At 58.7% G+C, this 25,796-nt stretch carries 26 protein-coding genes; 8 read left to right on the top strand and 18 right to left on the bottom strand.

Annotated elements, in window-relative coordinates:
- Nucleotides 1–75 precede the first annotated feature (75 nt).
- Nucleotides 76–1,182 carry an OmpA family protein gene (locus ACZ0A4_RS01370; protein ID WP_463572761.1) on the top strand — a complete coding sequence of 369 codons (1,107 nt, stop codon included), beginning with the start codon at nt 76–78 and terminating at the stop codon, nt 1,180–1,182.
- A 24-nt stretch (nt 1,183–1,206) separates the two neighbouring features.
- Nucleotides 1,207–1,854 (top strand): pyridoxamine 5'-phosphate oxidase, encoded by a 648-nt coding sequence (pdxH, locus tag ACZ0A4_RS01375; RefSeq protein ID WP_463572762.1) that lies wholly within the window; start codon nt 1,207–1,209, stop codon nt 1,852–1,854.
- A 5-nt stretch (nt 1,855–1,859) separates the two neighbouring features.
- Here pdxH and ACZ0A4_RS01380 read toward each other — a convergent pair whose 3' ends face one another.
- Nucleotides 1,860–2,096 carry a hypothetical protein gene (locus ACZ0A4_RS01380; RefSeq protein ID WP_150749381.1) on the bottom strand — a complete coding sequence of 79 codons (237 nt, stop codon included), beginning with the start codon at nt 2,094–2,096 and terminating at the stop codon, nt 1,860–1,862.
- 179 nt (nt 2,097–2,275) lie between these two features.
- Between ACZ0A4_RS01380 and ACZ0A4_RS01385 the strand changes: the two genes are divergently transcribed.
- A complete protein-coding gene (locus ACZ0A4_RS01385) occupies nt 2,276–2,740 on the top strand; it encodes an outer membrane lipoprotein (RefSeq protein ID WP_007918566.1) in 465 nt (154 codons plus the stop codon).
- Nucleotides 2,741–2,800: 60 nt separating this feature from the next.
- On the opposite strand, the gene ACZ0A4_RS01390 is transcribed toward ACZ0A4_RS01385, so the two are convergent.
- From ACZ0A4_RS01390 to nhaA, 3 genes are all read right to left on the bottom strand, one after another.
- Nucleotides 2,801–3,034, bottom strand: a complete 234-nt coding sequence (locus ACZ0A4_RS01390; RefSeq protein WP_095119200.1) for a DUF7683 domain-containing protein — start codon at nt 3,032–3,034, stop codon at nt 2,801–2,803.
- Nucleotides 3,031–4,242: a colicin E3/pyocin S6 family cytotoxin gene (locus tag ACZ0A4_RS01395; RefSeq protein WP_463572763.1), complete on the bottom strand. Its 1,212-nt coding sequence runs from the start codon at nt 4,240–4,242 to the stop codon at nt 3,031–3,033. Before ACZ0A4_RS01395 ends, ACZ0A4_RS01390 begins: the two co-directional genes overlap by 4 nt.
- 172 nt (nt 4,243–4,414) lie before the next feature.
- Nucleotides 4,415–5,605: a Na+/H+ antiporter NhaA gene (gene nhaA / locus ACZ0A4_RS01400; protein WP_463572764.1), complete on the bottom strand. Its 1,191-nt coding sequence runs from the start codon at nt 5,603–5,605 to the stop codon at nt 4,415–4,417.
- A 251-nt stretch (nt 5,606–5,856) separates the two neighbouring features.
- Between nhaA and ACZ0A4_RS01405 the strand changes: the two genes are divergently transcribed.
- Nucleotides 5,857–6,951, top strand: a complete 1,095-nt coding sequence (locus tag ACZ0A4_RS01405; RefSeq protein WP_463572766.1) for a PLP-dependent cysteine synthase family protein — start codon at nt 5,857–5,859, stop codon at nt 6,949–6,951.
- Nucleotides 6,952–7,081: 130 nt separating this feature from the next.
- Here ACZ0A4_RS01405 and ACZ0A4_RS01410 read toward each other — a convergent pair whose 3' ends face one another.
- Nucleotides 7,082–8,695, bottom strand: a complete 1,614-nt coding sequence (locus ACZ0A4_RS01410; RefSeq protein ID WP_463572767.1) for an NAD(P)/FAD-dependent oxidoreductase — start codon at nt 8,693–8,695, stop codon at nt 7,082–7,084.
- A 97-nt stretch (nt 8,696–8,792) separates the two neighbouring features.
- Entirely contained in the window at nt 8,793–9,446 is a 654-nt protein-coding gene (locus ACZ0A4_RS01415) for a COG3650 family protein (protein ID WP_463572769.1), read from the bottom strand.
- A gap of 139 nt (nt 9,447–9,585) precedes the next feature.
- On the opposite strand from ACZ0A4_RS01415, the gene ACZ0A4_RS01420 reads away from it, so the two are divergent.
- The gene (locus tag ACZ0A4_RS01420) at nt 9,586–9,933 is read left to right on the top strand and encodes a hypothetical protein (RefSeq protein ID WP_194933827.1); all 348 of its coding nucleotides are present in this window, start codon (nt 9,586–9,588) and stop codon (nt 9,931–9,933) included.
- A gap of 7 nt (nt 9,934–9,940) precedes the next feature.
- Here ACZ0A4_RS01420 and ACZ0A4_RS01425 read toward each other — a convergent pair whose 3' ends face one another.
- Nucleotides 9,941–10,540: a short chain dehydrogenase gene (locus ACZ0A4_RS01425; RefSeq protein WP_122600752.1), complete on the bottom strand. Its 600-nt coding sequence runs from the start codon at nt 10,538–10,540 to the stop codon at nt 9,941–9,943.
- A gap of 104 nt (nt 10,541–10,644) precedes the next feature.
- Between ACZ0A4_RS01425 and ACZ0A4_RS01430 the strand changes: the two genes are divergently transcribed.
- Entirely contained in the window at nt 10,645–11,559 is a 915-nt protein-coding gene (locus ACZ0A4_RS01430) for a LysR family transcriptional regulator (protein ID WP_463572770.1), read from the top strand.
- A gap of 23 nt (nt 11,560–11,582) precedes the next feature.
- On the opposite strand, the gene ACZ0A4_RS01435 is transcribed toward ACZ0A4_RS01430, so the two are convergent.
- The 9 genes from ACZ0A4_RS01435 to ACZ0A4_RS01475 form a co-directional block, all read right to left on the bottom strand.
- On the bottom strand, nt 11,583–12,059 hold the full coding sequence (locus ACZ0A4_RS01435; protein WP_463572771.1) for a DoxX family protein: 477 nt from the start codon (nt 12,057–12,059) through the stop codon (nt 11,583–11,585).
- On the bottom strand, nt 12,056–12,814 hold the full coding sequence (locus ACZ0A4_RS01440) for an HvfC/BufC N-terminal domain-containing protein (protein WP_463572772.1): 759 nt from the start codon (nt 12,812–12,814) through the stop codon (nt 12,056–12,058). Before ACZ0A4_RS01440 ends, ACZ0A4_RS01435 begins: the two co-directional genes overlap by 4 nt.
- Entirely contained in the window at nt 12,811–13,698 is an 888-nt protein-coding gene (gene bufB, locus ACZ0A4_RS01445) for an MNIO family bufferin maturase (RefSeq protein WP_463572773.1), read from the bottom strand. The genes ACZ0A4_RS01440 and bufB overlap by 4 nt, the downstream gene beginning before the upstream one ends.
- Before the next feature lie 25 nt (nt 13,699–13,723).
- On the bottom strand, nt 13,724–14,029 hold the full coding sequence (locus tag ACZ0A4_RS01450; RefSeq protein WP_463572774.1) for a BufA1 family periplasmic bufferin-type metallophore: 306 nt from the start codon (nt 14,027–14,029) through the stop codon (nt 13,724–13,726).
- A gap of 215 nt (nt 14,030–14,244) precedes the next feature.
- On the bottom strand, nt 14,245–14,946 hold the full coding sequence (locus ACZ0A4_RS01455) for an ABC transporter ATP-binding protein (RefSeq protein ID WP_008082262.1): 702 nt from the start codon (nt 14,944–14,946) through the stop codon (nt 14,245–14,247).
- The gene (livG, locus tag ACZ0A4_RS01460; RefSeq protein WP_007918535.1) at nt 14,947–15,714 is read right to left on the bottom strand and encodes a high-affinity branched-chain amino acid ABC transporter ATP-binding protein LivG; all 768 of its coding nucleotides are present in this window, start codon (nt 15,712–15,714) and stop codon (nt 14,947–14,949) included.
- A complete protein-coding gene (locus ACZ0A4_RS01465) occupies nt 15,711–16,967 on the bottom strand; it encodes a high-affinity branched-chain amino acid ABC transporter permease LivM (RefSeq protein ID WP_397481433.1) in 1,257 nt (418 codons plus the stop codon). Before ACZ0A4_RS01465 ends, livG begins: the two co-directional genes overlap by 4 nt.
- Nucleotides 16,964–17,887, bottom strand: coding sequence for a high-affinity branched-chain amino acid ABC transporter permease LivH (gene livH / locus ACZ0A4_RS01470; RefSeq protein ID WP_034154997.1), 924 nt, complete (start codon nt 17,885–17,887; stop codon nt 16,964–16,966). Before livH ends, ACZ0A4_RS01465 begins: the two co-directional genes overlap by 4 nt.
- 230 nt (nt 17,888–18,117) lie before the next feature.
- Nucleotides 18,118–19,245, bottom strand: coding sequence for a branched-chain amino acid ABC transporter substrate-binding protein (locus ACZ0A4_RS01475; RefSeq protein WP_034154998.1), 1,128 nt, complete (start codon nt 19,243–19,245; stop codon nt 18,118–18,120).
- Nucleotides 19,246–19,597: 352 nt separating this feature from the next.
- On the opposite strand from ACZ0A4_RS01475, the gene ACZ0A4_RS01480 reads away from it, so the two are divergent.
- Nucleotides 19,598–19,918: a DUF2288 domain-containing protein gene (locus ACZ0A4_RS01480; protein WP_463572776.1), complete on the top strand. Its 321-nt coding sequence runs from the start codon at nt 19,598–19,600 to the stop codon at nt 19,916–19,918.
- A 304-nt stretch (nt 19,919–20,222) separates the two neighbouring features.
- Here the strand turns inward: ACZ0A4_RS01480 and ACZ0A4_RS01485 are convergent, their stop codons facing one another.
- Nucleotides 20,223–22,421 carry a hypothetical protein gene (locus ACZ0A4_RS01485; protein WP_064119773.1) on the bottom strand — a complete coding sequence of 733 codons (2,199 nt, stop codon included), beginning with the start codon at nt 22,419–22,421 and terminating at the stop codon, nt 20,223–20,225.
- Between the two features lie 196 nt (nt 22,422–22,617).
- Here ACZ0A4_RS01485 and ACZ0A4_RS01490 point away from each other — a divergent pair, with 196 nt between their 5' ends.
- The gene (locus tag ACZ0A4_RS01490) at nt 22,618–23,514 is read left to right on the top strand and encodes an NAD(P)-dependent oxidoreductase (protein ID WP_463572777.1); all 897 of its coding nucleotides are present in this window, start codon (nt 22,618–22,620) and stop codon (nt 23,512–23,514) included.
- Here ACZ0A4_RS01490 and ACZ0A4_RS01495 read toward each other — a convergent pair.
- Nucleotides 23,405–25,687 (bottom strand): putative bifunctional diguanylate cyclase/phosphodiesterase, encoded by a 2,283-nt coding sequence (locus ACZ0A4_RS01495; RefSeq protein ID WP_463577474.1) that lies wholly within the window; start codon nt 25,685–25,687, stop codon nt 23,405–23,407. The genes ACZ0A4_RS01490 and ACZ0A4_RS01495 overlap by 110 nt on opposite strands.
- Between the last annotated feature and the right edge of the window lie 109 nt (nt 25,688–25,796).

Genomic DNA, 25,796 nt, shown 5'->3' on the forward strand with positions numbered 1-25,796 from the left:
TTTTTCGTTTCAAAGCGACTGTTTATCCGGGCGAAAGTGCTCTGATCTTTCATTACTTCATTTTGTGGATTTTCAATGTCATCTAAAAAGACCCTCGCCCTGGCCCTGTGTGTAGCGATCACCGGTTGTGCACAGACCCCGAAAAACGATGCGGACGGCGGCAGTTGGTGGCCGTTCGGTTCTTCCGACAAGGTTGCGGCCAAGGAGCCAGCACCGGCTCCAGCCCCTCTGAAACCTGCGGCCACCGCACCCGTGGCCAAGACTGAAAGCAGCAGTCCGTGGTACTGGCCGTTCGGTTCCGATGATGAAGCGGCCAAGGCCGACATGAAGGCTGAAGTTGCCCCGGAAGCGAAAAAACCGGTCACCGTGGCCAAAGCTGAAGCCGACGCAGGTGGCAAATGGTGGTGGCCGTTCGGTGGCAAGGATCAACCAACCACCAAAGCCGTGCCGATGCCGGATCCGAAAGTCACCCAGGCCTGGCTTGACGACTATGAGCCGCGTCTGCGTGAAGCGGTTAAAGACAGTAATCTGCAACTCGAACGCCGTGAAAACGTGCTGGTCGTGACCGCACCGGTCGAAGGCTCGTTCAACCCTGACCGTCCAGCCATGCTGCTGCCGGTCACCCTCGGCCCGTTCACTCGCGTGGCGAAAATCCTTGAAGCCGACCCGAAAACCGCCGTCCTGGTCCTTGGCCACAGCGATTCCAGTGGTGCCGCGCCGGCTAACATCAAGTTGAGCCAGGAGCGTGCCCAGGCCATCGCCGCAATCTTCCGTCTCAGTGGCTTGCAGCGTGATCGCCTGATGCTGCGTGGCATGGGTTCCGAAGCGCCGCGTGCAGCCAACGACAGCGTTGAAGGTCGTGCCCTTAACCGTCGTGTTGAACTGCTGGTGACCCCGCAAAACACCATGGTTGCCCTGCTGAGCAAGTACAACATGCCAGCGCCGAAGCCAGTGACCATGGTCGCAGCGCAAGACGTCAAGCCAGTGGCCAAACCGGTAACCCCGGCTCCTGCGGCGAAAAAAGCTGCTGTGCCAGCGAGCAAAAAGGCTCCGGCCAAGAAAGCCGCTGCCAAGGCTCCGGCGAAAAAAGCTCCAGCCAAGGCTCCAGCGAAGAAAACCACGCCAGCCAAAGCCGCCGCGACCGACAAGAAAGTCGCCGCGACCGATACCACCAAGAAGTGATCCGCTAACGAAAAGGAATGCGCCATGACCCAGGCTCTGGCAGATATGCGTCGTGATTACACCCGGGATGGCCTGACCGAGGCGCAAGCCCCGGCCGAGCCGTTTGCGTTGTTTCACCAGTGGTTTGCCGACGCGGTGAAAACCGAGCAGGCGCCGGTGGAAGCCAACGCCATGACCCTGGCCACGGTCGACAAGGATGGGCGGCCGCATTGCCGCATTCTGCTGCTCAAGGGGCTGGATGAGCAGGGCTTTACCTTCTTCACCAATTACGACAGCGCCAAGGGCCAGCATCTGGCGGCCAACCCGTTTGCCGCCATGACCTTCTTCTGGCCGACCCTGGAGCGTCAGGTGCGCATCGAAGGGCGGGTGGTGAAGGTCTCGCCCGGGGAGTCGGATGCGTATTATCAGGTGCGTCCACTGGGCAGCCGCCTCGGTGCCTGGGCTTCGCCGCAGAGCCGGGTGATCAACGGGCGCGGTGAACTGGAAGATTTGCTCAAAGCTACCGAGCAGCGTTTCTCCGATACTCAGCCCGACTGCCCGGAACACTGGGGCGGTTACCGCTTGCTGCCCGAGCGCATCGAATTCTGGCAGGGCCGTCCGAGCCGTCTGCACGATCGCCTCAACTATCGTGTGCAGGGCGCCGACTGGATTCTTGAACGTCTGGCACCCTGAGCAGTCTACCGAGCGGGATAGCCTGCCGCAGCGGCCTCCAGCCACTTCGGCAGGTCCCGGCGCTTGATCTTCTGCGCCTGAGCGTTCGCCAATTGCTCGAGCATGAAGGCACGTTTGCCCTCGTCCTTGCCGGCCAATGACAGCGCCAGGTCGCGATCCATCCAGCGTTTGATCCGCACGTACAACCACCCATGGAAGTACAAACCGGCGGCCGTGGTGACTACGATGATGAAGTAATCCATGAAAATCCTTGGTGTCCGTGGCGCAGAATCGGTAATTTGGCGCTACTGTAGGGCTACATCAGGGAGAGCGTGCAGGTGTCTGTACCGCGCCTGAATGAAAGCCAATTTATCCGGGCGGTGTCGTGACAGGCGTCAAGCCACGGAGTTTAATGACTATATGTTTCTTTGGAGTTGATGCTATGCGTAAGTCTGTTCTGCTGGTTGCTTCCTTTTCCACGATGGCGATGTTGCTTACCGGCTGCCAATCGAGCCTGACCGGTGACTCCTACTCCCGTGACGAAGCGCGTCGCGTGCAGACGATTCGCATGGGCACCATCGAATCCCTGCGCCCGGTGAAAATCGAAGGCACCAAAACCCCGATCGGCGGCCTCGCTGGTGCAGCGGTCGGCGGCGTCGGCGGCAGCGCCATCGGCGGCGGCAAGGGCAGCATCGTTGCCGCAGTTATCGGTGCAGTGGCGGGCGGTCTGATCGGTTCGGCGACTGAAGAAGGTCTGACCCGTACCCAGGGTGTGGAAATCACCGTACGTGAAGACGACGGCAGCATGCGTGCGTATGTGCAGCAGGTTCAGGAGAACGAAGTGTTCCGCGTTGGCGAGCGCGTGCGCATCTCCACCGTTGGCGGGACCAGCCGCGTTTCGCACTAAGCGGAATTCAGGGTAAAGAAAACCCCGATCAGGTGACTGGTCGGGGTTTTTGTTTGCGTTTCAATGTCCATTACACGTCAGTTGAAAGTAATAGCGCGGATCTTCGATGGACTTTTGAATCAGTGCCTCAATGGCTTTGATCTGTTGCTGATTGAGGTCGTAGCCTTCCCAACCTTGCTGCTCTGTTTTCCAACCCATGATCGATTTGAGTTGCTCGGTACAATTCTCGGGCAGTTCAATTACTGATGTTTGGAAGTCGGTTTTTTTGTCAAAAGCTTCTACTAAGAATCTCAAGGCTCAATACTCCTTTTCTTGCCTTTTTTCGATTTTTTGTTCTTTTTTGTAGACGTTGGCTCGCCAGTGTCTGGATCGAACTCGCCAATGTGTTTGCCTCTGGCGTCATACTTTTCTATAGCGCCATGCATCGAGTCCCATTCAAGAATAAGTCCTTTAGCGGTTTTCCATCTTTTGCGTTTCGCGCCGCCCCCTTGAACAGCTGTTTTGCGTCCCACAACTTTCGCATCAGGGAAGGCTGGCAGGAAATCAGGCGGCGGATGGTACTCGTGATCCCCAGCTCGGGAATTGATTACGATATATACCGGCTGAACCAACGAACCTGGTGGAAAAACCAGAATAAAGTCTCGGTACTCCGGCGGATAAACCGGATTAACCAGAATCTCGTCCGCCGCTTTCGTTGGAGGATAAACCCAGATGTGCGGTGCCTGCGGTGCAGCCTCCAGCGCGGGGATGCCGAGGATGTCCGAGCCATCCACAGCAGGCGTCCAGATCAGCTCTACGCCTTCACCCAAGTCAGCAATGAACTGGCTGCCACGCAACTTGAACTGCACGACATCAATCATTTCCCAATCGCGATTCTTGCCGGTGTAGAAGCCGTAGCCCTTCAGGCTGCCGTCGGCCTGCTGTTCGACCCTCAGCCGAACACGCGTTCGTGCCTGTTCAAGTCCACGCAACTGCTCGTCGGTATACAGCGCACTGTCGCCAAGGCTTGAGGGCATGAGCAGCGCTACCAGGGTCACCAAAGGCGTGACCACTGCGGTGGATATAACTGTGGGCAGTGCTTTGAAAGCCGAACCCGTCAACGCAAAACTGCCGAAGCCTGCCGGGATGGCCGTTGCACCGATTTTCTTGAGAGGAACTGCGCCGCTTTCATCGGTTTCGTGCGCGCCCAGCAGGATCAGGTCGCCGTAATCCTTCAGGCTGTCGGTCGGCACCATCCCCGAAGGACTCGAGTAATCGATAATCGCATCCGGCAATTTGCAGGACTTGGCGAATACGCAGCCAGCGCGAACGGGATCGGCTTTTTTGACCGCCACCTCACGGTTGCGCTCGAAAGCATCCTGTCGGGCCAGCATGGCGTCGTAAGCATTTTGTCTGGCGTCGCGCTCGGCCAGTTCAGTGGCCGTCATGTAGCGGTAAGTGACGTGATGCCCGTCGCCTTGCGGTGGGTTTTGAACCCGAGGAATGTCCTTGTTAACAGCCACTGATCGTCCTTTCGTTCATCCATCGACAGCCCCTCGCGAGGGCCTGCGCAACGTTAACGAAGCAGGAAATTTGTGGCTGTAGGACGCGTCTCTAAAGACGTGGGGATTAGTCGCTGTGTATCAGTATGGCGGCACTTGTGGCGAGGGGATAAATCCCCTCGCCACAGGTGTTCTACGCAGGATTCAGTACTGTGCTCCGGCGACTCGCCGCCGCCGTCACCGCATAACCGATCAACGCCGCCAGAATCGACCCGGTCAAAATCCCCATCCGGTCCATGCCAGCGTAATCACTCACACCCGGTTCAAACGCCAGCGAACCGACGAACAGGCTCATGGTGAAGCCGATGCCGCAGAGGATCGCTACGCCCATGACCTGGCCCCAGTTTGCGCCTTGCGGCAGGGTGGCGATGCCGATCTTCACGGCCAGCCAGGTCAGGCCGAATACACCGACGGTTTTACCCAGCAGCAGACCAACCGCAATGCCCATCGGCACGTGGTGAGTGAAGCTTTCGACGGTCACACCGCTGAGCGACAGGCCAGCGTTGGCGAAGGCGAACAGCGGCAGGATGCCGTAGGCCACCCATGGGTGCAGCGCATGTTCGAGGGTCAGCAGTGGCGACGGTTCGGCGTTTTTCGTGCGCAGTGGAATGCAGAAGGCCAGAGTCACGCCGGCCAGCGTCGCGTGGACACCGCTTTTGAGCACGCAGACCCAGAGGATCAAACCGATAATCATGTACGGCCCGAGCTTGACCACCCCAAGTCGATTCATCGCCACCAGCGACGCAATGCACGCCGCCGCCAGGCCCAGCGACAGGGTCGACAGTTCGCCGGAGTAGAAGATCGCGATGATCACGATGGCGCCGAGGTCATCGATGATCGCCAGGGTCATCAGGAACAGTTTCAGCGATACCGGCACACGCTTGCCGAGCAGCGCCAGTACGCCGAGGGCGAAGGCAATGTCGGTGGCGGTCGGAATCGCCCAGCCGTCGAGGGCTGCCGGGTTGTCACGGTTGAGAAACCAGTAGATCAGCGCCGGTACCAACATGCCGCCGATCGCTGCCGCGCCGGGCAGGACGATCTGTGAAGGCTTCGACAGTTGGCCGTCGAGGACTTCGCGTTTCACTTCCAGGCCGATGAGCAGGAAGAACATCGCCATCAGACCGTCGTTGATCCACAGCAGCAGGGGTTTAGCGATTTTCAACGCACCGATCTGCGCCACCACCGGAGTGTCGAGCAGGCCGGTGTACAGCCACGACAGCGGCGAATTGTTGATAATCAAAGCCAGGATGGCCGCGGCGATCAATAACAGACCGCTGGCAGCTTCCAACTGAAAGAAACGCGTGAAAGTGCTACGCAGAGGCAAGGTCGCTCTCCATCGATAAAGTCAAAAGGTGGGACACCCTAACCCGTACTGTTAGTTGTTAAAACAAAAGTTATATTCTTTTTTGTTATATGTCGTTACAAGGTGTCTGGCCCAAGCCACGCTGAGCCTAGCAGTTGCCTGACATATTGAGACTCAGCTGTATCTGTGCGCGCTATAGGATTTTTCCTAAGCTGATGAGTGAGCCTTTTGTACATATTCATCTCCTGCCCGATTCAACGAGAACCATCACCATGAGCGACAACCGACAGTGGGCCCGCGAAGCCATCCGCATCATCGAGGCGGATTTTCAGCGCAGCGCCGACACCCACCTGATCCCTTTGCCGCTGCCGGGTTTTGCGGGCATCAAGTTGTACTTCAAGGATGAGTCCAGTCATCCGACCGGCAGTCTCAAGCACCGCCTGGCCCGTTCGCTGTTTCTCTATGCGTTGTGTAACGGCTGGTTGAAGCCCGGCGCGCCGGTGATCGAGGCGTCCAGCGGTTCGACGGCGATTTCCGAAGCGTATTTCGCGCGGATGCTCGGCCTGCCGTTTATTGCGGTGATGCCGGCGACCACGTCCAAAGAGAAGATCGCCCAGATCGCGTTCTACGGTGGCCAAAGTCATCTGGTGAAAGATCCCACGCAAATCTACGCCGAGTCCGAGCGTCTGGCCCGCGAGCATGGTGGCCACTTCATCGACCAGTTCACCTACGCCGAACGCGCCACCGACTGGCGCGCGAACAACAACATCGCCGAATCGATCTTCCAGCAGATGCGCTACGAGAAACATCCGGAACCGAGCTGGCTGATTTCCAGTCCCGGCACCGGCGGCACCACCGCGACGCTCGGTCGTTACGTGCGCTATCGCCAGCATTGCACCCGCGTGTTGTGCGCCGATGCCGAGCGCTCGGTGTTCTTTGATTACTACCAGAGCGGCGACGCCAGTTTGCGTCTGGATTGCGGTTCGCGCATTGAAGGCATTGGCCGGCCGCGCGTTGAAGCGTCGTTTCTGCCCAAGGTGATCGATGCAATGGTCAAGGTGCCTGACGCCTTGTCGCTGGCGGCCATGCATTATCTGGCGCAGCGTCTGGGACGGCATGTCGGAGGGTCGAGCGGGACCAATCTGATCGGCGCCTTGATGGCGGCGCAGCAGATGAAAGCGGCGGGAGAGTCGGGGTCGATCGTGGCGATTCTGTGTGATGGTGGCGAGCGGTATGCCGACACTTATTACGATCAGGATTGGTTGAAGGCGCAGGGGTATGAGTTGAGTGGGTTGATCGAAGCGGTGGCGGCGAGTGCCGAGCGGGGTGAGGCGCTGCCGACCTCAGTGTTACGCGCGAATATCTGAAGACACACACAACCAAATATGGGAGCGAGCCTGCTCGCGAAGGGGTCATCTCATTCAACATCATCGTTGACTGAAATACCGCTTTCGCGAGCAGGCTCGCTCCCACATGGATTTGTGTTACTTCAGATGATTAGTCAGTCAGGCCGAGGATGTCGCGTGCCACGGCTTCGGCAATGCGAATCCCGTCAACACCCGCCGATAGAATCCCGCCCGCGTAACCCGCGCCTTCACCGGCCGGGAACAAGCCCTTCACGTTCATGCTCTGCAGGGTTTCATTACGGGTAATGCGCAGCGGTGACGAAGTGCGAGTCTCGATCCCGGTCAACACCGCATCGTGCAGCGAGTAGCCGCGAATCTGCTTCTCGAACGCCGGCAATGCTTCGCGAATCGCTTCGATAGCAAAATCCGGCAAGGCCAGGGCCAGATCGCCCAGCGACACGCCCGGCTTGTACGACGGCTCGACTTCACCCAGTTCGGTTGAAGGAATGTCGTTGATAAAGTCGCCAACCAGTTGCGCCGGCGCCTTGTAATCGCTGCCGCCGAGGATGAAGGCGTGGGATTCCAGGCGTTCCTGCAACTCGATCCCCGCCAGCGGGCCGCCCGGATAATCGACTTCCGGGGTGATGCCGACGACGATGCCGGAGTTGGCATTGCGCTCGTTACGCGAGTATTGGCTCATGCCGTTGGTGACCACGCGGTTCGGCTCGGAAGTCGCCGCGACCACGGTGCCGCCCGGGCACATGCAGAAGCTGTAGACCGAACGACCGTTCTTGGCGTGGTGCACCAGTTTGTAGTCGGCAGCGCCGAGTTTCGGGTGGCCGGCGTATTTACCCAGACGCGCGCGGTCGATCAGCGATTGCGGGTGCTCGATACGGAAACCCACCGAGAACGGCTTGGCTTCCATGAACACGCCACGACTGTGGAGCATGCGGAAGGTGTCACGAGCGCTGTGGCCGAGGGCCAGAACCACATGTTTCGAAAGCAGGGTTTCACCGCTGGCCAGTTCGACGCCGACCAATTGGCCGTCTTCGATCAGCACGTCGGTGACCCGTTCCTGGAAGCGCACTTCGCCGCCCAGTTCGCGGATCTGTTCGCGCATGTTTTCAACCATGCCGGTCAGACGGAACGTACCGATGTGCGGCTTGCTGACGTAGAGGATTTCTTCCGGCGCGCCAGCCTTGACGAACTCGTGCAGGACTTTGCGGCCGAGGAACTTCGGGTCTTTGATCTGGCTGTACAGCTTGCCGTCGGAGAACGTGCCCGCGCCGCCTTCACCGAACTGCACGTTGGACTCGGGGTTGAGCACGCTTTTACGCCACAGGCCCCAGGTGTCCTTGGTGCGCTGACGGACTTCGGTGCCGCGCTCGAGGACGATCGGCTTGAAGCCCATTTGCGCCAGCAACAGACCGGCGAAAATCCCGCACGGGCCGAAACCGACGACGATCGGGCGCTGGCTCAGGTCGCTCGGCGCCTGGCCGACGAATTTGTAGCTGACATCCGGCGCCACGTTGACGTTACGGTCGTCGGCGAACTTGTCCAACACCTTGGCCTCGTCGCGCACTTCGAGGTCAATGGTGTAGATGAAGCACAGTTCGGAGGACTTTTTGCGCGCATCGTAGCTGCGCTTGAACAAGGTGAAATCGAGCAGATCATCGCTGGCGATGCCCAGGCGCTGCACGATGGCAGGACGCAGGTCTTCTTCGGGATGGTCGATTGGCAGCTTGAGTTCAGTGATTCGTAACATGGCGAGGATCCGGGTTCGCGGGGCGCACAACTGCGCCAAGGCGTTTGAAGGCCGCGATTATAAGCCGCAAAGGCCGGATCCGGTGAGGCTAAAACGCTCAGTCGTTGCGCGATCCGCCGAAATACCCGCAACCGCGCTGCACCTGGCCGTCGATGCGCAACTCGGCGCTCATGTGCTGGACGCTGCCGGTGCTGCTGTCGACGCAGCGTTGCGGCGCGACCCACAATTCGATGCGCTGGTTATTGGCTTCGCTGCTCAGATTGAAACGACCGTCGCCCAATTGTTCTTCAACATAAGGGACGGCGAGTGGCGGCTGGCCTTCGCGGTCGATGACCATGCCTTTGCCGCTGACCTTGACGTTCCATTCCGGGCCATGGCCGGTGGCGCGCAGGATCAGCAGCTTGAAATTCGGATCATCGCAGGCGGTGCCGGAGCGTTCGACGCGATACAGCTGAGTCAGATCCAGTCGATCGCCAGCGACCTTGCCGCGGACATCGGCGAACAATTTGCCTTGCTCGTCGGCGAGGGTCGCGGCCTCTTGCAGAATACTGGTGCCACCGATGTCATTGATCACCAGTTGACGCTGATCCTGACACGGCTGGAACACCAGTTTGCCGTCAGCAGCGGTCAGTTGCCCCTGCATCCGCGTCTGCCCGACGTGCGAGGCACTTTCTCGCTGGCCATCGAACAACTGGCAGGCGGTGAACAACGGCAGCAGGGCAACAACGACTAACGAACGGGCAACACGCATCTTTGGCTCTCCAGACAAGTGCCGCCACGTTACTGAGGCTGACTGCCGATCACAAGGGTTGTCTGGCCACTATTGAGTTGGGCATGGGGTCGCCGCATAGTCTTGCGCTTGTCTGGTTTGATGGATCGAGGTGCACTCAATGCAATGGAAGGTCGCGATACTGCTATTGGTAACGTCATGCGCTGGCACCAGCCAGGCTGCCGATCTGAATTTTTCCTCAGCGGCTGATTTCGCAAGGATGGAAATTCTGCTCAAGGATGATCAGGGCGCCCATCCGGACTTTGCTCAGCTTTCCGTTACCCTGACTCCCGAAGCGACCGCCCGGGCCAAGGCAATCAGTCGTGAGGCGCTGGGCCAGCCATTGAACCTGTCGATCAATGGCCAGCACATTTCAACAACTACAGTGCATTCGGAGCTTGGTGGGCTGCTCAGGATCGTGATGCCGCGGCCTGTTGCCAAAAGCCTGTTACCGACTTTGATCGAGTAAATGAAGCTCAGCCAACGTGAAACGTCTGACCTGTCTGCAGGCCTTCGACACTTTTCGCGTAGGCCAATGCCACATCCGCCGCAGGAACCGGCTTGTACCCACGGAAATACGGGGCGTAGCTGCCCATCGCTTCGAGCAGCACGGTCGGGCTGATCGAGTTCACTCGCAGGCCGCGTGGCAGTTCGATGGCGGCGGCGCGCACGAAGCTGTCGAGGGCGCCGTTGACCAGCGCTGCCGATGCACCGCTGCGAATCGGGTCGTGGCTGAGTACACCGGTGGTGAAGGTGAACGAGGCGCCATCGTTGGCGAATTCACGACCAATCAGCAGCAGATTGACCTGGCCCATCAGTTTGTCTTTAAGACCGAGGGCGAAGCTGTCTTCCGTCATCTCGCCCAGCGGTGCGAAGGTCACGTTGCCGGCAGCGCAGACCAGTGCATCGAACTTGCCGGTCTTTTCAAACAGTTTGCGGATCGACGCGCTGTCGCTGATATCCACCTGCAAGTCACCGCTGCTGCGGCCGATGCGGATGACTTCATGACGTTGCGACAGTTCTTTGTCCACCGCCGAACCGATGGTGCCGCCAGCGCCTATCAACAGAATCTTCATCGTGCTGTACCTCAAGTGATTGAACGAGGTTTCAGTCTAGAGTGGTTTTTTCTGCCGATAAGCGCACTAATAGGCAACCTTTGGTTTTCAAATGGAAACAATCCGTGAGCGAAATGGATGATCTGGCGGCGTTTGCCGTGTTGATTGAAGCGGGCAGTTTCACCTTGGCAGCGCAGCAGTTGGGCTGTAGCAAGGGCCAGTTGTCCAAGCGTATCAGCCAGCTCGAAGCGCAGTTTTCTGTGGTGTTGCTGCAACGCACGACCCGGCGCTTGAGCCTGACTGCCGCCGGCGCCGCATTGTTGCCGCAGGCCCAGGCGCTGGTCGTCCAGGTGGAAAGGGCGCGTCAGGCCTTGGCGCGGTTGAAGGATGATATGGCCGGACCGGTACGAATGACGGTGCCGGTGTCGTTGGGAGAAACTTTCTTTGATGGTCTGCTGTTGGAGTTCTCGCACAAATACCCCGAGGTGCAGATCGAGCTGGAGCTGAATAACAGTTACCGCGATCTGTCACGGGACGGCTTTGATCTGGGGATCCGCAGCGAGGTGGCCAATGACGAACGGCTGGTGGCCAAACCGTTGCTGGCCTGGCAGGAAATGACCTGCGCGAGTCCGTCTTATCTTGAGCGCTTCGGTGAACCGCTGACGCCAGAGGCTCTGGCCGAGCATCGCTGTTTGCTCAATAGCCACTACAGCGGACGCGAGGAATGGCTGTATCACCAGCAGCATGAATTGCTCCGGGTTCGCGTGTCAGGACCGTTCGCCAGCAACCATTACAACCTTCTCAAGAAAGCCGCGCTCAGTGGCGCCGGTATCGCGCGATTGCCTTCCTACTTGCTGCAAGCGGAACTGGCTGACGGTCGATTGCGCTGGCTTCTGCGTGACTTTCAGACCCGGCGCATGCCGATGTACCTGGTGCATCCGTATCAGGGCGGTTTACCGAAACGCACGCAGGTATTGGCGGATTATCTTATCGGCTGGTTCAAGCGCAGCGGCGAAGCGCTGGACCGCCTCCAGCGCTGAACCGTTCCCTTGTAGGCCTTCGCTTAGCGGGAAAAATGGCGGGCAATCAGATGATCAATCGACAACTTGCCCGGCCCGGTCGTCATCAGGTACAGCAACACCGCCGCCCAGGTGCCGTGGGTTGGATAAGCATCCGGGTAGACAAAAAGCTGAATGGTCAGGGTCATACCCAACAACGCCAGCGCTGAAAACCGCGTAGCGAAGCCAATCAGAATCAGCACAGGGAAGAAGTGCTCGGCAAACGCCGCCAAGTGCGCAGCGATCTCTGGTGACAACAACGGCAGGTGGTATTCGCTCTTGAACAACGGAATGGTCGAGTCGGCCAGACGTGGCCAGCCGAGTTGAAAGCTGCCCTCGATCAGATCGATAGCCAGGCCTTCAACCTTGGTCTGCCCTGACTTCCAGAACACCGCGGCGATCGAGAAACGTGCAATGAAGGCGATCAGGCTGTGGGGGATTTTTTCCAGCAGCGCGATGGCGCGAGTGATGAGCGTTTTCATGGCAGTTCCTTGTTATTCAAGTGAGTGATGGCGTTGCGCGCGATCAGCAAGCCGAGGGTTTGCGCGAGGTCGAACTCAGGGCTGTTTCCAGCCGCTGCCAGCAGTGTCTGGCCATCAATCAGGTTGCGGATAAACCTGCTGGCACCGGAGTCCAGGGCAAACACTTCGACATCCAGGCCATTGCGCAACACCATGGCGTGTTGCCTTTGGTTGACGTCGATTCCCTCCAGCGTCGCGTCGTGCTGATGTGCGCCCCAGATCGCGACCACGGCAAAGGCTGAGTCGAGCAGGTGCAGGGAGGGATGAAGATCAAGGCGCAGTTCACTCAGCGTTTGCGCATCAGTCAGCGCTGCTGTGATTTCTTCTGGCCGGACGGGCAGGGCGTCGGCCGCGTGATAGGCGAGGGTACGCAGGTGCTCAAGGCGTGCCACGTCTGCCAGATAAGTGACGCTGCCGGCCGGTTCAAACGCTGCAATGAAGTCCGCGAACGCTTCGCCGTAGCAATTCATAAACGGACTTTGCGGCGGTTGCTGTTGTACGAAAACGGCCGCCATGGCACGGAAGAATTCATCGCCGACCAATTTCGCAACCACCGGATAGCTGTCGCCCAAAGCATTGATCAGCGAGCCCTGCACGTTGTTGCGATACACCGCGAAACGGCTCACCGGATCAGCGCCGTTGGCACTGCACAGGCCTTCGGGGCAAGGCAGCCGCGTATCGATGAGCGCCGCAGCGAAAGCGCGTTGAGTGCTCATGTGCGTGCTCCGGCGTCCCGCAACAGCGCATCAGCTTGCTGAGCTTCCGCCAGTAGCACCTCGAACGCCGGCACTTGATTGTCGCGTTCGATCAACGTTGCTATCGGGCCAATACGCTGCAGCACTTGCCGGTACAAAGCCCAGACGGCTTGATCGATCGGCGCACCGTGATCATCGATCAGCAAACGGTCGCCGAGGCTGTCGCAATCTTCGGCAAACCCGGCCAGATGAATCTCGCCAACCCTGTGCAAGGGCAGGGCATCGAGATAGGCCAGCGGATCACGCTGATGGTTCACGCAGGAAACGTAGACATTGTTGACGTCCAGCAACAGACCACAACCGCTGCGACGGATGACCTCGGCGATGAACTCCGCTTCATCAAGGGTTGAGCGCTGAAACGCCAGATACGTCGCCGGGTTCTCCAACAGCATGGGACGTTTGAGGGTGTTCTGCACCTCATCGATATGCTCGCAGACGCGGTTCAGCGTCGGCGTGTCATAGGCCAGCGGCAGCAGGTCATTGAGAAACACCGGGCCATGGCTCGACCAGGCCAGGTGTTCGGAAAAGGATTGCGGTTGATAGCGTCGAATCAGTTCGTCGAGGCGCTTGAGGTGCTGTTTATCCAGCGGCCCTTCAGCACCGATGGACAAGCCGACACCGTGCAACGACAGCGGATATAGCTCGCGGATCAACCCGAGAAAATGATGAAACGGACCGCCGGCCACCATGTAGTTTTCGGCGTGGACTTCGAAGAAGCCAATGTCCGGTTGTGAGCCGAGCACTTCACGAAAGTGCCCGGTCTTGAGCCCCAGCCCGGCACGGGGTGGGAGCCCGGTGCGGGCTGCCTGAGTGCGGGATTGGGCATGGTCATTGATAGTGAGCATGATCGTCACTCAGGCAGTTTGCAGATCAGGACTTGGCTTTGAAGGCTTCCATCTGACCGAAACCGGTCGGCGAGGTCTTGCTCTCGGTGGTGGCGCAGGTGCCTTTCGGAACGAGTTTCCAGGCGTTGGCCTGATAGTCCATTTTCGCCGTGCCGGCACAGGTAGTGCCTGCACCTGCGGCGCAATCGTTGTGACCCTTCATGGCCACGCCGAAGCATTTCTCCATGTCGGCGTCAGCGGCGTGGGCGGTGGAGACGGTGGCGATGCTCAAGGCCGAGCCGAGGGCCAGAACCAGGGCGGTGGCGGACAGGGTGCGGGTGGTAGCAGTCATGATGTTTCTCCAGTCTTGGTCAGGGTTTTTACAAGCGGTTTGTGCTTGCTTACCCCACTAGAGAAAGCTCATGGCGATGCGTTACAGCGCAGTGCAAAGTTTTTTCGAGAAACCCTTCGGACACTGCAATCCTCCCACAGGGGCTTGTGTTGAATTCAGGAATGGCAGATGAAAAAAAACGGCCCGAAGGCCGTTTTTTTGTTGAGTGAAACGCATCAACCGCCGAGGTACGCCTCGCGTACTTTCGGGTCGGTCAGCAGCGCTTCACCGGTGCCTTGCATGACCACGCGGCCGTTCTCCAGCACATAGGCGCGGTCAGCGATTTTCAGCGCCTGGTTGGCGTTCTGCTCAACCAGGAACACCGTCACACCGTCCTTGCGCAGCATTTCGATGATGTCGAAGATCTGCTGGATGATGATCGGTGCCAGGCCCAGCGACGGCTCGTCGAGCAGCAGCAGTTTCGGCTTGCTCATCAGCGCACGGCCGATGGCGAGCATTTGCTGTTCGCCGCCGGACATGGTGCCGCCGCGCTGGTTGAAGCGTTCTTTCAGGCGCGGGAACAGGCCGAGAACCTTGTCCATTTGCTCCTGATAGTCGCCCTTGTCGGTGAAGAAACCGCCCATGGACAGGTTTTCTTCAACGGTCAGACGGGCAAACACCCGACGACCTTCCGGCACCACCGCAATGCTCTTGCGCATGATCTGCGACGAGTCCTGGCCGACCAGTTCTTCACCCATGTAGCGGATGCTGCCGCTGTGCGCCTGCGGCGAACCGCAGAGTGTCATCAGCAGCGTCGACTTGCCGGCACCGTTGGCACCGATCAGGGTCACGATCTCGCCCTGACGGACTTCGACGTTGACGCTGTGCAGGGCCTGGATCTTGCCGTAGAAGGTGGAAACGTTTTCGAACTGCAGCATTTACGCTTCCCCCAGGTAGGCTTTGATCACTTCAGGATTGTCGCGGATCTGTTCCGGCGTACCGTCGGCCAGAGGCGTGCCCTGGTTGATCACGACGATGTGGTCGGAAATGCTCATGACCAGTTTCATGTCGTGCTCGATCAACAGCACGGTGACGTTGTGCTCTTCACGCAGCACGCTGATCAGCGCTTTCAGGTCTTCGGTTTCCTTCGGGTTCAGACCGGCCGCTGGCTCGTCGAGCATGAGGATCCGTGGACGGGTCATCATGCAGCGAGCGATTTCCAGACGCCGTTGCTGACCGTAGGCCAGGGTGCCTGCGGTACGGTTGGCGAACTCTTTGAGGTTGACCTTTTCCAGCCAGTACTCGGCGAATTCCATGGCCTCGCGCTCGCTTTTGCGGAACGCCGGGGTTTTGAACAGACCGGACAGGAAGTTGGTGTTCAGGTGACGGTGCTGGGCGATCAACAGGTTCTCGACCGCCGTCATGTCCTTGAACAGGCGCACGTTCTGGAAGGTGCGCACCACGCCTTTGAGGGCGATCTTGTGGCCCGGCAGGCCTTGAATCGGCTCGCCGTCGAGCAGGATGCTGCCGCCGGTTGGCTGATAGAAACCGGTCAGGCAGTTGAACACGGTGGTCTTGCCCGCGCCGTTCGGCCCGATCAACGCAACCACTTGTTTCTCTTTGACGGTCAGGGCCACGCCGTTGACCGCCAGCAAGCCGCCGAAGCGCATGCTCAGGTTCTCGACTTTTAAGATCTCGCGGCTCATTTTCGCAACTCCATGTGTGGGCGTTGCATCGGCAGCAGACCTTGTGGACGCCAAATCATCATCAACACCATCAGCGCACCGAACATCAACATGCGGTACTCGCTGAACTCACGCATCATTTCCGGCAACAGGATCATCACCACGGCGGCCAGAATCACACCCAGCTGCGAGCCCATGCCGCCCAGCACCACAATGGCGAGGATGATCGCCGACTCGATGAAGGTGAACGACTCCGGGGTCACCAGACCCTGACGGGCGGCGAAGAAGCTACCGGCGAAACCGGCGAAGCTCGCGCCCAGGGTGAACGCCGACAGCTTGATGATCGTCGGATTCAGACCCAGTGCCCGGCAGGCGATTTCATCTTCACGCAGCGCTTCCCATGCACGGCCGATCGGCATGCGCAGCAGACGGTTGATGATGAACAGCGCCGCCAGCGCCAGCAACAGAGCAACCAGGTAAAGGAAAATTACCTTGTTGATCGAGTTGTATTCGAGGCCGAAGTATTCGTGGAAGGTCTGCATGCCTTCCGCCGCTTTACGCTCGAAGGTCAGGCCGAAAAACGTCGGTTTCTCGATGTTGCTGATGCCGTTCGGACCGCCAGTGATGTCGGTCAGGTTACGCAGGAACAGACGGATGATCTCGCCGAAGCCGAGGGTCACGATCGCCAGATAGTCACCGCGCAAACGCAACACCGGGAAGCCCAGCAGGAAGCCGAACGTCGCCGCCATCAGGCCGGCAATCGGCAGGCAGATCCAGAAACTCAGGCCGTAGTAGTGCGACAGCAGCGCGTAGCTGTAGGCGCCGACGGCGTAAAAGCCGACGTAACCGAGGTCGAGCAGACCGGCCAGACCGACGACGATGTTCAGGCCGAGGCCAAGCATCACGTAGATCAGGATCAGCGTTGCGATGTCCACCGCGCCACGCGAGCCGAAGAACGGCCACACCAGTGCACCGATGATCAGCGCAATGATGAAGTAGCGTTGCGTGGTCGGCAGGGTCAGGAAGTTGCTGGCCTTGGCCGGGATCAACGGCAGGCCCGGCGAGGACTTCCACGCCTTGCTGATTTGCTGGTTGAACAATACGCGCAGGAACATCAGCACCGAACAGATGGCGATGGTCGCCAGAATCATCGGGCTGGTGTTGTGCACTTCGAGGTTGATGCCGACGATGGTCAGTTTCAGACCGAGTACCGGGTAGGCCACGGCCCACACCAGCAAAGCGCTGAACAGCGCTTGTTTAAGATTCCTAGTCATACTTTCTCAACCTCCGGACGGCCCAGAATGCCGGTCGGACGGAACAACAGCACCAGAACCAACAAGCCGAAAGCCACGACGTCCTTGTACTGGTCGCCGAAGATATCGGCGCCAAACGCTTCCGCCACCCCAAGCACCAACCCGCCGAGCATGGCGCCGGGGATGCTGCCGATACCGCCGAGAACGGCTGCGGTGAAGGCTTTGAGGCCGACGAGGAAACCGGCGTTCGGGTTGATCACGCCATATTGCATGCTCAGCAGCACGGCCGCGATGGCCGCCAGCGCAGCACCAATGACGAAGGTCAGGGCGATGATGTTGTTGGTATTGATGCCGAGCAGGTTGGCCATCTTGATGTCTTCGGCGCAGGCGCGGCAGGCGCGACCCAGGCGAGAGCGGGAGATGAACAGCGTCAGGCCGAGCATGGCGACCAGGGTCACCACGAACACCACGATTTGCATGTAGGAAATCAGCACTTCATGTGCGCCACCTGGCCCGAAGGAAATGTTCCCGGGGATCAGGTTGGGGATGGATTTGTCCTTGGAGTCTTGCGCCAGCAGAACCGTGTTCTGCAGGAAGATCGACATACCGATGGCGGAGATCAGCGGGATCAGACGGTTGCTGCCGCGCAGGGGGCGGTAGGCGATCCGTTCGATGCTGTAACCGTACGAACTGGTGACAACGATGCTCGCAATGAAGGCGGCGGTCATCAACAGCGGGACGTTGTCGATTCCCATCATGGCCAGCCCGGCGATGGCGATGAACGCCACGTAGGAACCGATCATGTACACCTCGCCATGGGCGAAGTTGATCATTCCAATGATGCCGTAAACCATCGTATAGCCGATGGCAATCAGGGCATACGTGCTGCCAATGGTCAGACCATTAACCAGCTGCTGGAAGAAGTGATAGAGGTCAGGCATTACAACGCTCCTAAAAACCTGATACGCATTTCACTGGTGGAGTCATTTTCCCGCCCGGCCCCGTGGATCTATATCCACTTCGAATCCGGGTTTTGCCAGCGAACCGCTGATGACGGTTTTGAGATTTTCAGGTGGGGAGACTGGCGGATCACGCCAGCGCGGCCCATACATTCGTAAAACAAAGCCCACGGCACGCCGTGGGCTTTATTGGCAGTCAGTCAGGCAGCGCCTTACTGAGGGGATACTTCAGTTTTTGGTTTGCCGAAGTGCCACTCGTAAACCACAAATTTGAAGTCCTTCAGGTCGCCCTTGGCGTCGAAGCTCAGGTCGCCAGTCGGGGTTTTGAAGGTGCCAGCGTGAATGGCTTCAGCCACTTTGGCCGGGTCTTCGCTCTTGGCAGCGGTGATACCGCCGGCAATCACTTCAACAGCCGAGTAGGAAGGGAACACGAACGGGCCGCTCGGGTCTTCTTTCTTCGCCTTGAATGCATCCGCCAGGGCGATGTTGGCCGGATCCTGGTCGAAGGATTTCGGCAGGGTTACCAGCAGACCTTCGGAAGCGTCTTTGGCGATCTGCGAAATCGAGTCGTTACCCACGCCTTCCGGACCCATGAACTTGGCTTTCAGGCCTTTTTCGGCCGACTGACGCAGGATCAGGCCCAGCTCCGGGTGGTAGCCGCCGTAGTAAACGAAGTCGACGTTGGCTTGCTTGAGTTTGGCGATGATCGAGGAGAAGTCCTTGTCGCCGGCGTTGACGCCTTCGAACACGGCAACCTTGGTGCCTTTCTTCTCGAGGGTGGCTTTAACGGCGGTGGCGATGCCTTCACCGTATTGTTGCTTGTCGTGCAGCACAGCAACGATTTTCGGTTTTACGTGGTCGGCAATGTAGTTACCGGCGGCAGGGCCCTGGGCGCTGTCCAGACCGATGGTACGGAAGACCATTTTGTAACCACGGGCGGTGATGTCCGGGCTGGTGGCAGCCGGGGTGATCATGATCACGCCTTCGTCTTCGTAGATATCCGAAGCCGGTTGAGTGGAGCTGGAGCACAGGTGACCGACGACGAACTTGACGCCGTCGTTGACGACCTTGTTCGCGACCGCTACCGCTTGTTTTGGATCGCAGGCATCGTCGTATTCAACGGCTTCGAGTTTCTTGCCGTCGACGCCGCCCTTGGCGTTGATTTGCTCGATGGCCATTTTTGCGCCACTGAACTGCATGTCGCCGTACTGGGCTACTGGACCGGTTTTAGGGCCGGCGATACCGATTTTGATGGTGTCAGCTGCGAACGAATGGCTGGCAACCCCGGCCAGAACCATAGCGGCAAACAGTTTGGAAATCTGCTTAGTAGCCTTAGTCATAGTGCTCCACTCTTACTGTTGTAATTTTTTTGAGTTCTGGCGCCGTAGCAGCAGAACCGGGTCAGATATCTTTGCGATACCCTCCGGAAATGCCCCCGGCAACTGTACCGGTACAGTGTAGAGCGCCGGTTGTCAGCCTGGGAAGCGGGCGCCGAGGGGCAAAACTTGGGGGTGTCGCATTTTTGAATGAAAAAGACAGAATTGCGGCGGGGCGTTCGTGGGCATATATCCCAATCAGCAGCATTCCTTGGCGTTCCTGCTCTTTTCGTTCGGTGCAGCCATTTGCAACCGGGTTTTGCTGGCGGACCACCGACGTTATTATTCGCGTCGATTTCTTTTCCGGACAGCACCCATGAATCAAGAACCTAGCACCCTCTATGCCAAGCTGCTTGGTGAAACCGCATCTATTACCTGGAAAGAGTTGGAGCCGTTCTTCGCCAAGGGTGCCCTATTGTGGGTCGACCCTGATCTGGATTTGATCGCTGCCGCTGAGGCCGTGGCGTCGGATGATGGCGAGAAAGTGGCTGCCTGGCTGGCCGAAGACAAGGTCGCCAAGCTGTCTGAAACGCGGGCGCTGGATCTTTTCGAACGCGATCCGAAACTGTGGGCGGTGGTGGTTTCGCCGTGGATTCTGATCCAGGAAAGGGCGGGCGCTGAAGGCGTTGCACCTTGATGGTGCGGCCGATCATCAGCGAAAAGTGTGTAGCGGAGTAGCGTGATGGCACGTTGCCGTAGAGAAACACCACAAGCGTGGCTGGCCTCACGGTGACGTAAACGTAACGGGAACAGTTTAGTAAGCAGCCTAACGGCTGCTTAATTGTTTCTGGATATTGGAATATCTGAAATCTTCAATGAATTTGAGGGCCCCATCGCTGGCAAGCCAGCTCCCACAGGTTTTCTGGTGCTCACAATAAATTGTGTTTACCTGGACCTTGTGGGAGCTGGCTTGCCAGCGATAGGGGCGACTCGGTCCTGGATCAGACCGTGAACGACTTGCCGGTATGGTTATTCAGCGAAATAACCTTGGTCTTGCCAATCCGGTGACGGTAAATTTCACGCAGATATTTGATCGACTTCTTCACGCAATCACGCGACAAGCGAATGTCATTGATCGAGACAAACTTCTCTTTGTCGTTGATCAGCTCGCGGTACTTCTTCTCGTACATCGGCTTGATCGCGTACCAGTTGGTATCGAGGATTTTCGCCGGGTTCTCGAATTCGTTGAGCAGGTCGTCGATGCGGTCTTCGTCGAATTCTTCGTTGATGATGAAATCGAGGATCGAGTTGTCCAGGGTCTCGTCGAAACGGTACGGGTTCTTCGCGAAGCAGCGCTTGATGAACGCCACGATCAGGGTCAGGAAGTCATCCGACAGGCACGGGCTCTTGGCGATCAATGTGGTCAGCGACAGGTTGGCCGAGGCGCCGATTACCAGCGCGTAACGCTTGAGCGTGGTATTCGGGAACAGGCTGTTGAGGTGGGTCTTTAACCGGTTCAGGTCCATGTACGACAGCTTGTAGTCTTTCGGCAGCGAGACGATCGAGACCACCGACGAGCAGTTCTTGAAGAAGTGCAGGTCGTGCAGCGCGGCGGCGTCGTAGCCGGAATTCTTGTACTGCTCCAGCGAAGCGCGATAACGCTTGGACTCAATCGGCAACAGACTGATGCCTTCAATCGCCTGTGTCACCTTGTTGAAGTGCGGCAGGTCGATCGAGCGGAAGAACAGGTCGTCGATGTTCAGGCGCTGCGGCTCTTTGTCGAACACCTTGAATTTGTCGCTGCTCGGCGGCGGCGTTTCCGGCACCACCGATTCGGCGTAGGCAATCGCCACCGGGCCGGCCAGGCTCATGAACAGGTCGTTGGCGTCGAGGCGAATGGTTTCGCCGATGTCGATGCCGGCGCGGCGGAAGTAGTTCTGGTCGTAGTCAGTGGTGACTGCCTGCGCCGTGAGAATGTTGAAGATCTGCTGCGAGATGTATTGGTTGGCGTGCTTCTCCATCGCATTGACATCAATGTTCTGGATGTTGCCGTCATCGCTCTCTTCGGCGTAACGCATGATGTCGTTGGAGATCAGCATCATCGCGTTCCATGGGCGGATACGGCCCATGACGCTGGCTTCGCTGCTGTCTTCGTTGGCGAAGTTGTAGGAGAAATCCCATTCTTCCGAGAGGTATTTGCACAGCAGGCGGCCGGCGTTGATGTGCAGCGCCTCGGACATTTCGCTGCGGTGATCGGAAATGTTCGGCAGCACGCAGATGCCGCTGGTGAAGATCGGTTCGAACACGAACGAATGACCGCTCTTGCCGTCATGCTCGTCCATCGGCTTGGTATCAAACGTCTTGTTCATGTACGAGTGCTGCTGGGCCAGGCCGAATTCCGAGGCCATGCCGGAACCGGTACCGCCGCCGGCACTGAAGATCGAGAAATACAGACGCGACTGGTTGGCTTTGATGCCGCAGCTGTCGATCAGGTACGAGTGAATCATTTTCCAGTCAGGGCTGGAGAAACGCTGGGTGTCCTTGTTGAGGATGATCTTCGCCAGGTATTGGCCGAGGATCGGCGCGTTACCGGCGCCACCGGCGTGGACTTCGGACAAGTCCATGATCTTCATTTTGCTGTAGTCGCGCAGGAAGCCGCTTTTCTCGCCCTTGCGAGAGAAACGGATGCGCCCGGCGATGTCCTTGTCGAGGTCGCCGAGCATCACCAGCGGTTCGACCAGGAACACCGGTTTGGTCGATTTGTTCGGGCCGATGCGCAGGTTGTTCTTGATCCACTGCGCCGGGCTGTAACCCTTGTCGGCCAGACGCCGATCCGCCGCGCGATCTTCGTTGTTGAATTCGTTGAGGTAGAACTTGCGCGCGTTGTACACCAGCTCCGCGACATCTAGAGCAATGTTGGAGCCGCAGCGACCGAGGCCGATCAGGCACACCGAAGGGAATTCCTGATCGTTGTGCTGTTCGTTGTCGCCTTCCAGGTGCGGCGGGCGCGGGAACACCAGGTCACGCAGGCCGTCGAGGTTGTCGAGGATGCGGTCGGTATTGGTTTCGGTGAAGTACAGGTATTGCTGAGTCGACAGCGGGCGCGACGGGACCAATGGCTTCGACGATGACGGGCTGTTGGCGGCAGGGCTCAAAGTCAGATCGGATACCGCAGTGGCGGGATTGTTTTTAGAAGTCATTGTGCGCCATATACCTGGACTGGGTTGGCTCGCGGGCCAGTTGCCTGCGAACCTCACGGAATAAGATCTCGCGTCTTTTGTGCGCGAATTGAGCCCGAGCATCAGGGTTTTGGCCTGACTGTCGCTGGGGGGAATCCTTTCCTGATCGTTGATGAATCGGCCATTATTCGGCGATCTTTAATCGAAAAGAGGCAAAATGATGTCAACGCTACCTTCGTTGGGGTTCGCCGGAATCGGTCTGATGGGCCTGCCCATGTGCCGGCGGCTGTTGGCGGCGGGTTACCCGCTGACCGTGTGGAACCGCAACCCGGCCAAGTGCGCGCCACTGGTCGAGGCAGGTGCCCGACAGGTCGCAAGCCCTGCGGAACTGTGCGCACACGCCGACGTGGTGATGTTGTGTCTGGCCGATACTGCAGTGGTGCGCGAAGTCGTGTTCGGCCCGCAGGGTGTTGCCGAAGGTGCGAAAAAAGGCCAGTTGCTGGTGGATTTTTCCAGCCTGGAACCGACGGCCACGCGCGAAATGGCCGCCGAACTGCTGGAGAAAACCGGCATGGCCTGGCTGGATTCACCGGTGTCCGGCGGCGTGGTCGGTGCCGAGGCCGGTAGCCTGGCGATCATGGCCGGTGGCGAAGTAGCAGATCTTGAACGCGTGCGTGCAGTGCTGCTCAACCTCGGTCAGCGTGTCACGCACATGGGCGGCATAGGCGCGGGCCAAGTGACCAAGGCCTGCAACCAGATGATCGTCGCCTGCAATGCGCTGGTGATCGCCGAAGTAGTGGCGCTGGCCGAGAAGGCCGGGGTCGATGCCAGCCTGATCGCCAAAGCGTTGGCCGACGGTTTCGCCGATTCGAAACCTTTGCAGATTCTCGCCCCGCAAATGGCCGAAAGCCGTTTCGAACCGATCAAGTGGCACGTGCGCACCTTGCTCAAGGATCTTGATACGGCAGTGAAGTTTTCCCGCGAACAAGGCTCGGCGACACCGATCAGCGGATTGGCCGCACAATTGATGCGCCTGCATGGGGCGCAGGGCTTTTTGGCGCAGGATCCAGCGACACTGGTGCAAATGTACCGCGCGCCAGAATCAACGGATTGACCGCGTGTGAATGCTTGCGCTGATTGATTTCTTCCAGCACCGGGCGCAGTTCGTCCAGCGGCACCGGTCGACTGAGCAGGTAACCCTGGATGAAGTCGCAGCCCGAGCGTTCAAGGAATTCGTATTGCTCCAGGCTTTCCACGCCTTCGGTGACCACCTGTAGATGCAGGGTGTGCGCCATGACGATGATCGCCTGGACGATCTCCATGTCCGCCGTGGCCTTGGGGATGTCGAGGATGAACGAGCGGTCGATTTTCAACGTGTTGAGCGGCAGACGTTTGAGGTAGGCGAGCGACGAATAGCCGGTGCCGAAGTCGTCGATCGACAGCGACACACCGAGCGCACGGATCTGCCGCAGCAGCACCAGGGTGTTGGCGATATTGCCCATCAATGCGTTTTCGGTGACCTCCAGCTCCAGCCGTTCCGGAGCGACCCCCGCGCTGCGCAACGCATTTTCGATTTCAGTGGCCAGTTCTTCGCGGGCGAGATTGAGCGGCGAGCAGTTCCAGGCGATTTTCAGTTCTTCGCAGCCATGCCGTGACAGTTCACCCAGATCCTTGCACGCGCGGCGCAGCACCCAGTTGTCCAGTTCGGCGATCAAACCGTTGTTTTCGGCAATCGAGATGAAACGATCCGGGGTCAGCAAACCATGTAGCGGATGCTGCCAGCGAATCAGCGCTTCGAGCTTGGTGACGCGGCCGGTTTTCAGTTCGAAGATCGGTTGGTAATACAGCGTCAAACCGTTTTCTTCGCGCAGGGCGTGGCGCAGTTCTTCTTCCAGTTGCAGCTCGAAGCTGGCGCGGGTCTTGAGGTTGGAACTGAAAAAATGCAGACCGTTGCGTCCTGCACCCTTGGATTGATACAGCGCCAGATCGGCGTGCTTGAGCAGTTCCTCGCAGGTGGTGCCATCCTCCGGAAACAGGCTGATGCCGATGCTGGTGGTCATCACCATGCGACGTCCCGCCAGTTCGATCGGTTCTTTCATCTTGAGCATGATGCGCTGGGCCATGTTGCGGGCTTCTTCACGCTCACGAAGACTGATGAGGATGCAGAACTCGTCACCGCCGAAGCGCGCGACCACGTCTTCATGGCTGCGCACCGAACCTTTGATGTGATTGGCGATGACCTTGAGCAGTTCGTCACCGGCGTCATGGCCGAGGCTGTCGTTGATCCGCTTGAAGTGGTCGATGTCGAGAAACATCACCGCGAGCATGCCGCCTTCGCTGGTTTTCTGACTGAGTTTCTCGGCGAATATCTGGTTGAAACCGCGACGGTTGATCAGGTTGGTCAGAGCGTCGTAATTGGCCACTTGTTGCAGTGACATCCGGGCTTGATCGAGTTGGCTGAGCAGCGCGTTGACCCGCCGCAAATCGTGCTCCTTGTTCTGCAGTTTCTTGTCGGCCAGCGCGGCGCTGATCGCGCTGCCAAGGATCAGCAGGGTGATCAGCGCGACCGTAAGCCCCAATTGCAGGTGGCTGATTTCGGCTGCTATCGACGGCAAGCTGTTTGCCGGCAGGACCAGATTCAGCGCCGCCATGCCGGTGAAATGCATGCTGAAAATGCCGGCACCGAGGATCAGTGCCGCGGCGTACTTGAGCATCTGATGCACCAGGCCGCTGCCTTCGCGCAGATAACCCGCCACCCACAACGCAGCGAAGCTGGCGCCGATGGCGATGGCGATTGACAGTACGAACAGCGACGGTTGGTAATAAGCGGTAGCGCTCGATTTCATCGCCGCCATGCCGACGTAATGCATGCCGGCGATGCCCAGACCGATAACGATGGCGGTTTTCAGGTACCGCAACAGACTGGGTTTCGCTTCACTCAGCGTGTGCATGGCCAGCCACGAGGCGAGCAGGGCGATCAGCAGGGAAAACAGGGTGATCGGCAGGTCGTAATGGATTTCAATTGGCGCCTGAAATGCCAGCATGCCGATGAAATGCATGGCCCAGATGCCGCCGGCCAGACAGGTCGCGCCGATCCAGCGCCAAAGGCGTTGTGAGCCTGCATCTTCGGCATGGCCAACCCGCTCGGCCATATCGAGGGTGGCAAAACTGGCCGCGCAGGCAACCAGATAGGCCACCAGCACCAGTAAGGGGTTATGTGTGCAATCTAAAATGACCTGCCCGCTCTCCGGCAGCTCGGTGACAAACTGCAAACCAAGCCACTCCATAGCATGCCCCATTTCTGAAGTCGTCCTTACTGCGCGGTCAACGCAGGCGAATGACTGGAGTATAGAGGCGGTTTTTGCTGTGGAAGGGGTAGTGGCACATTGGTGCTAA

The sequence above is a fragment of the Pseudomonas sp. AC172 genome (genome assembly GCF_979258595.1).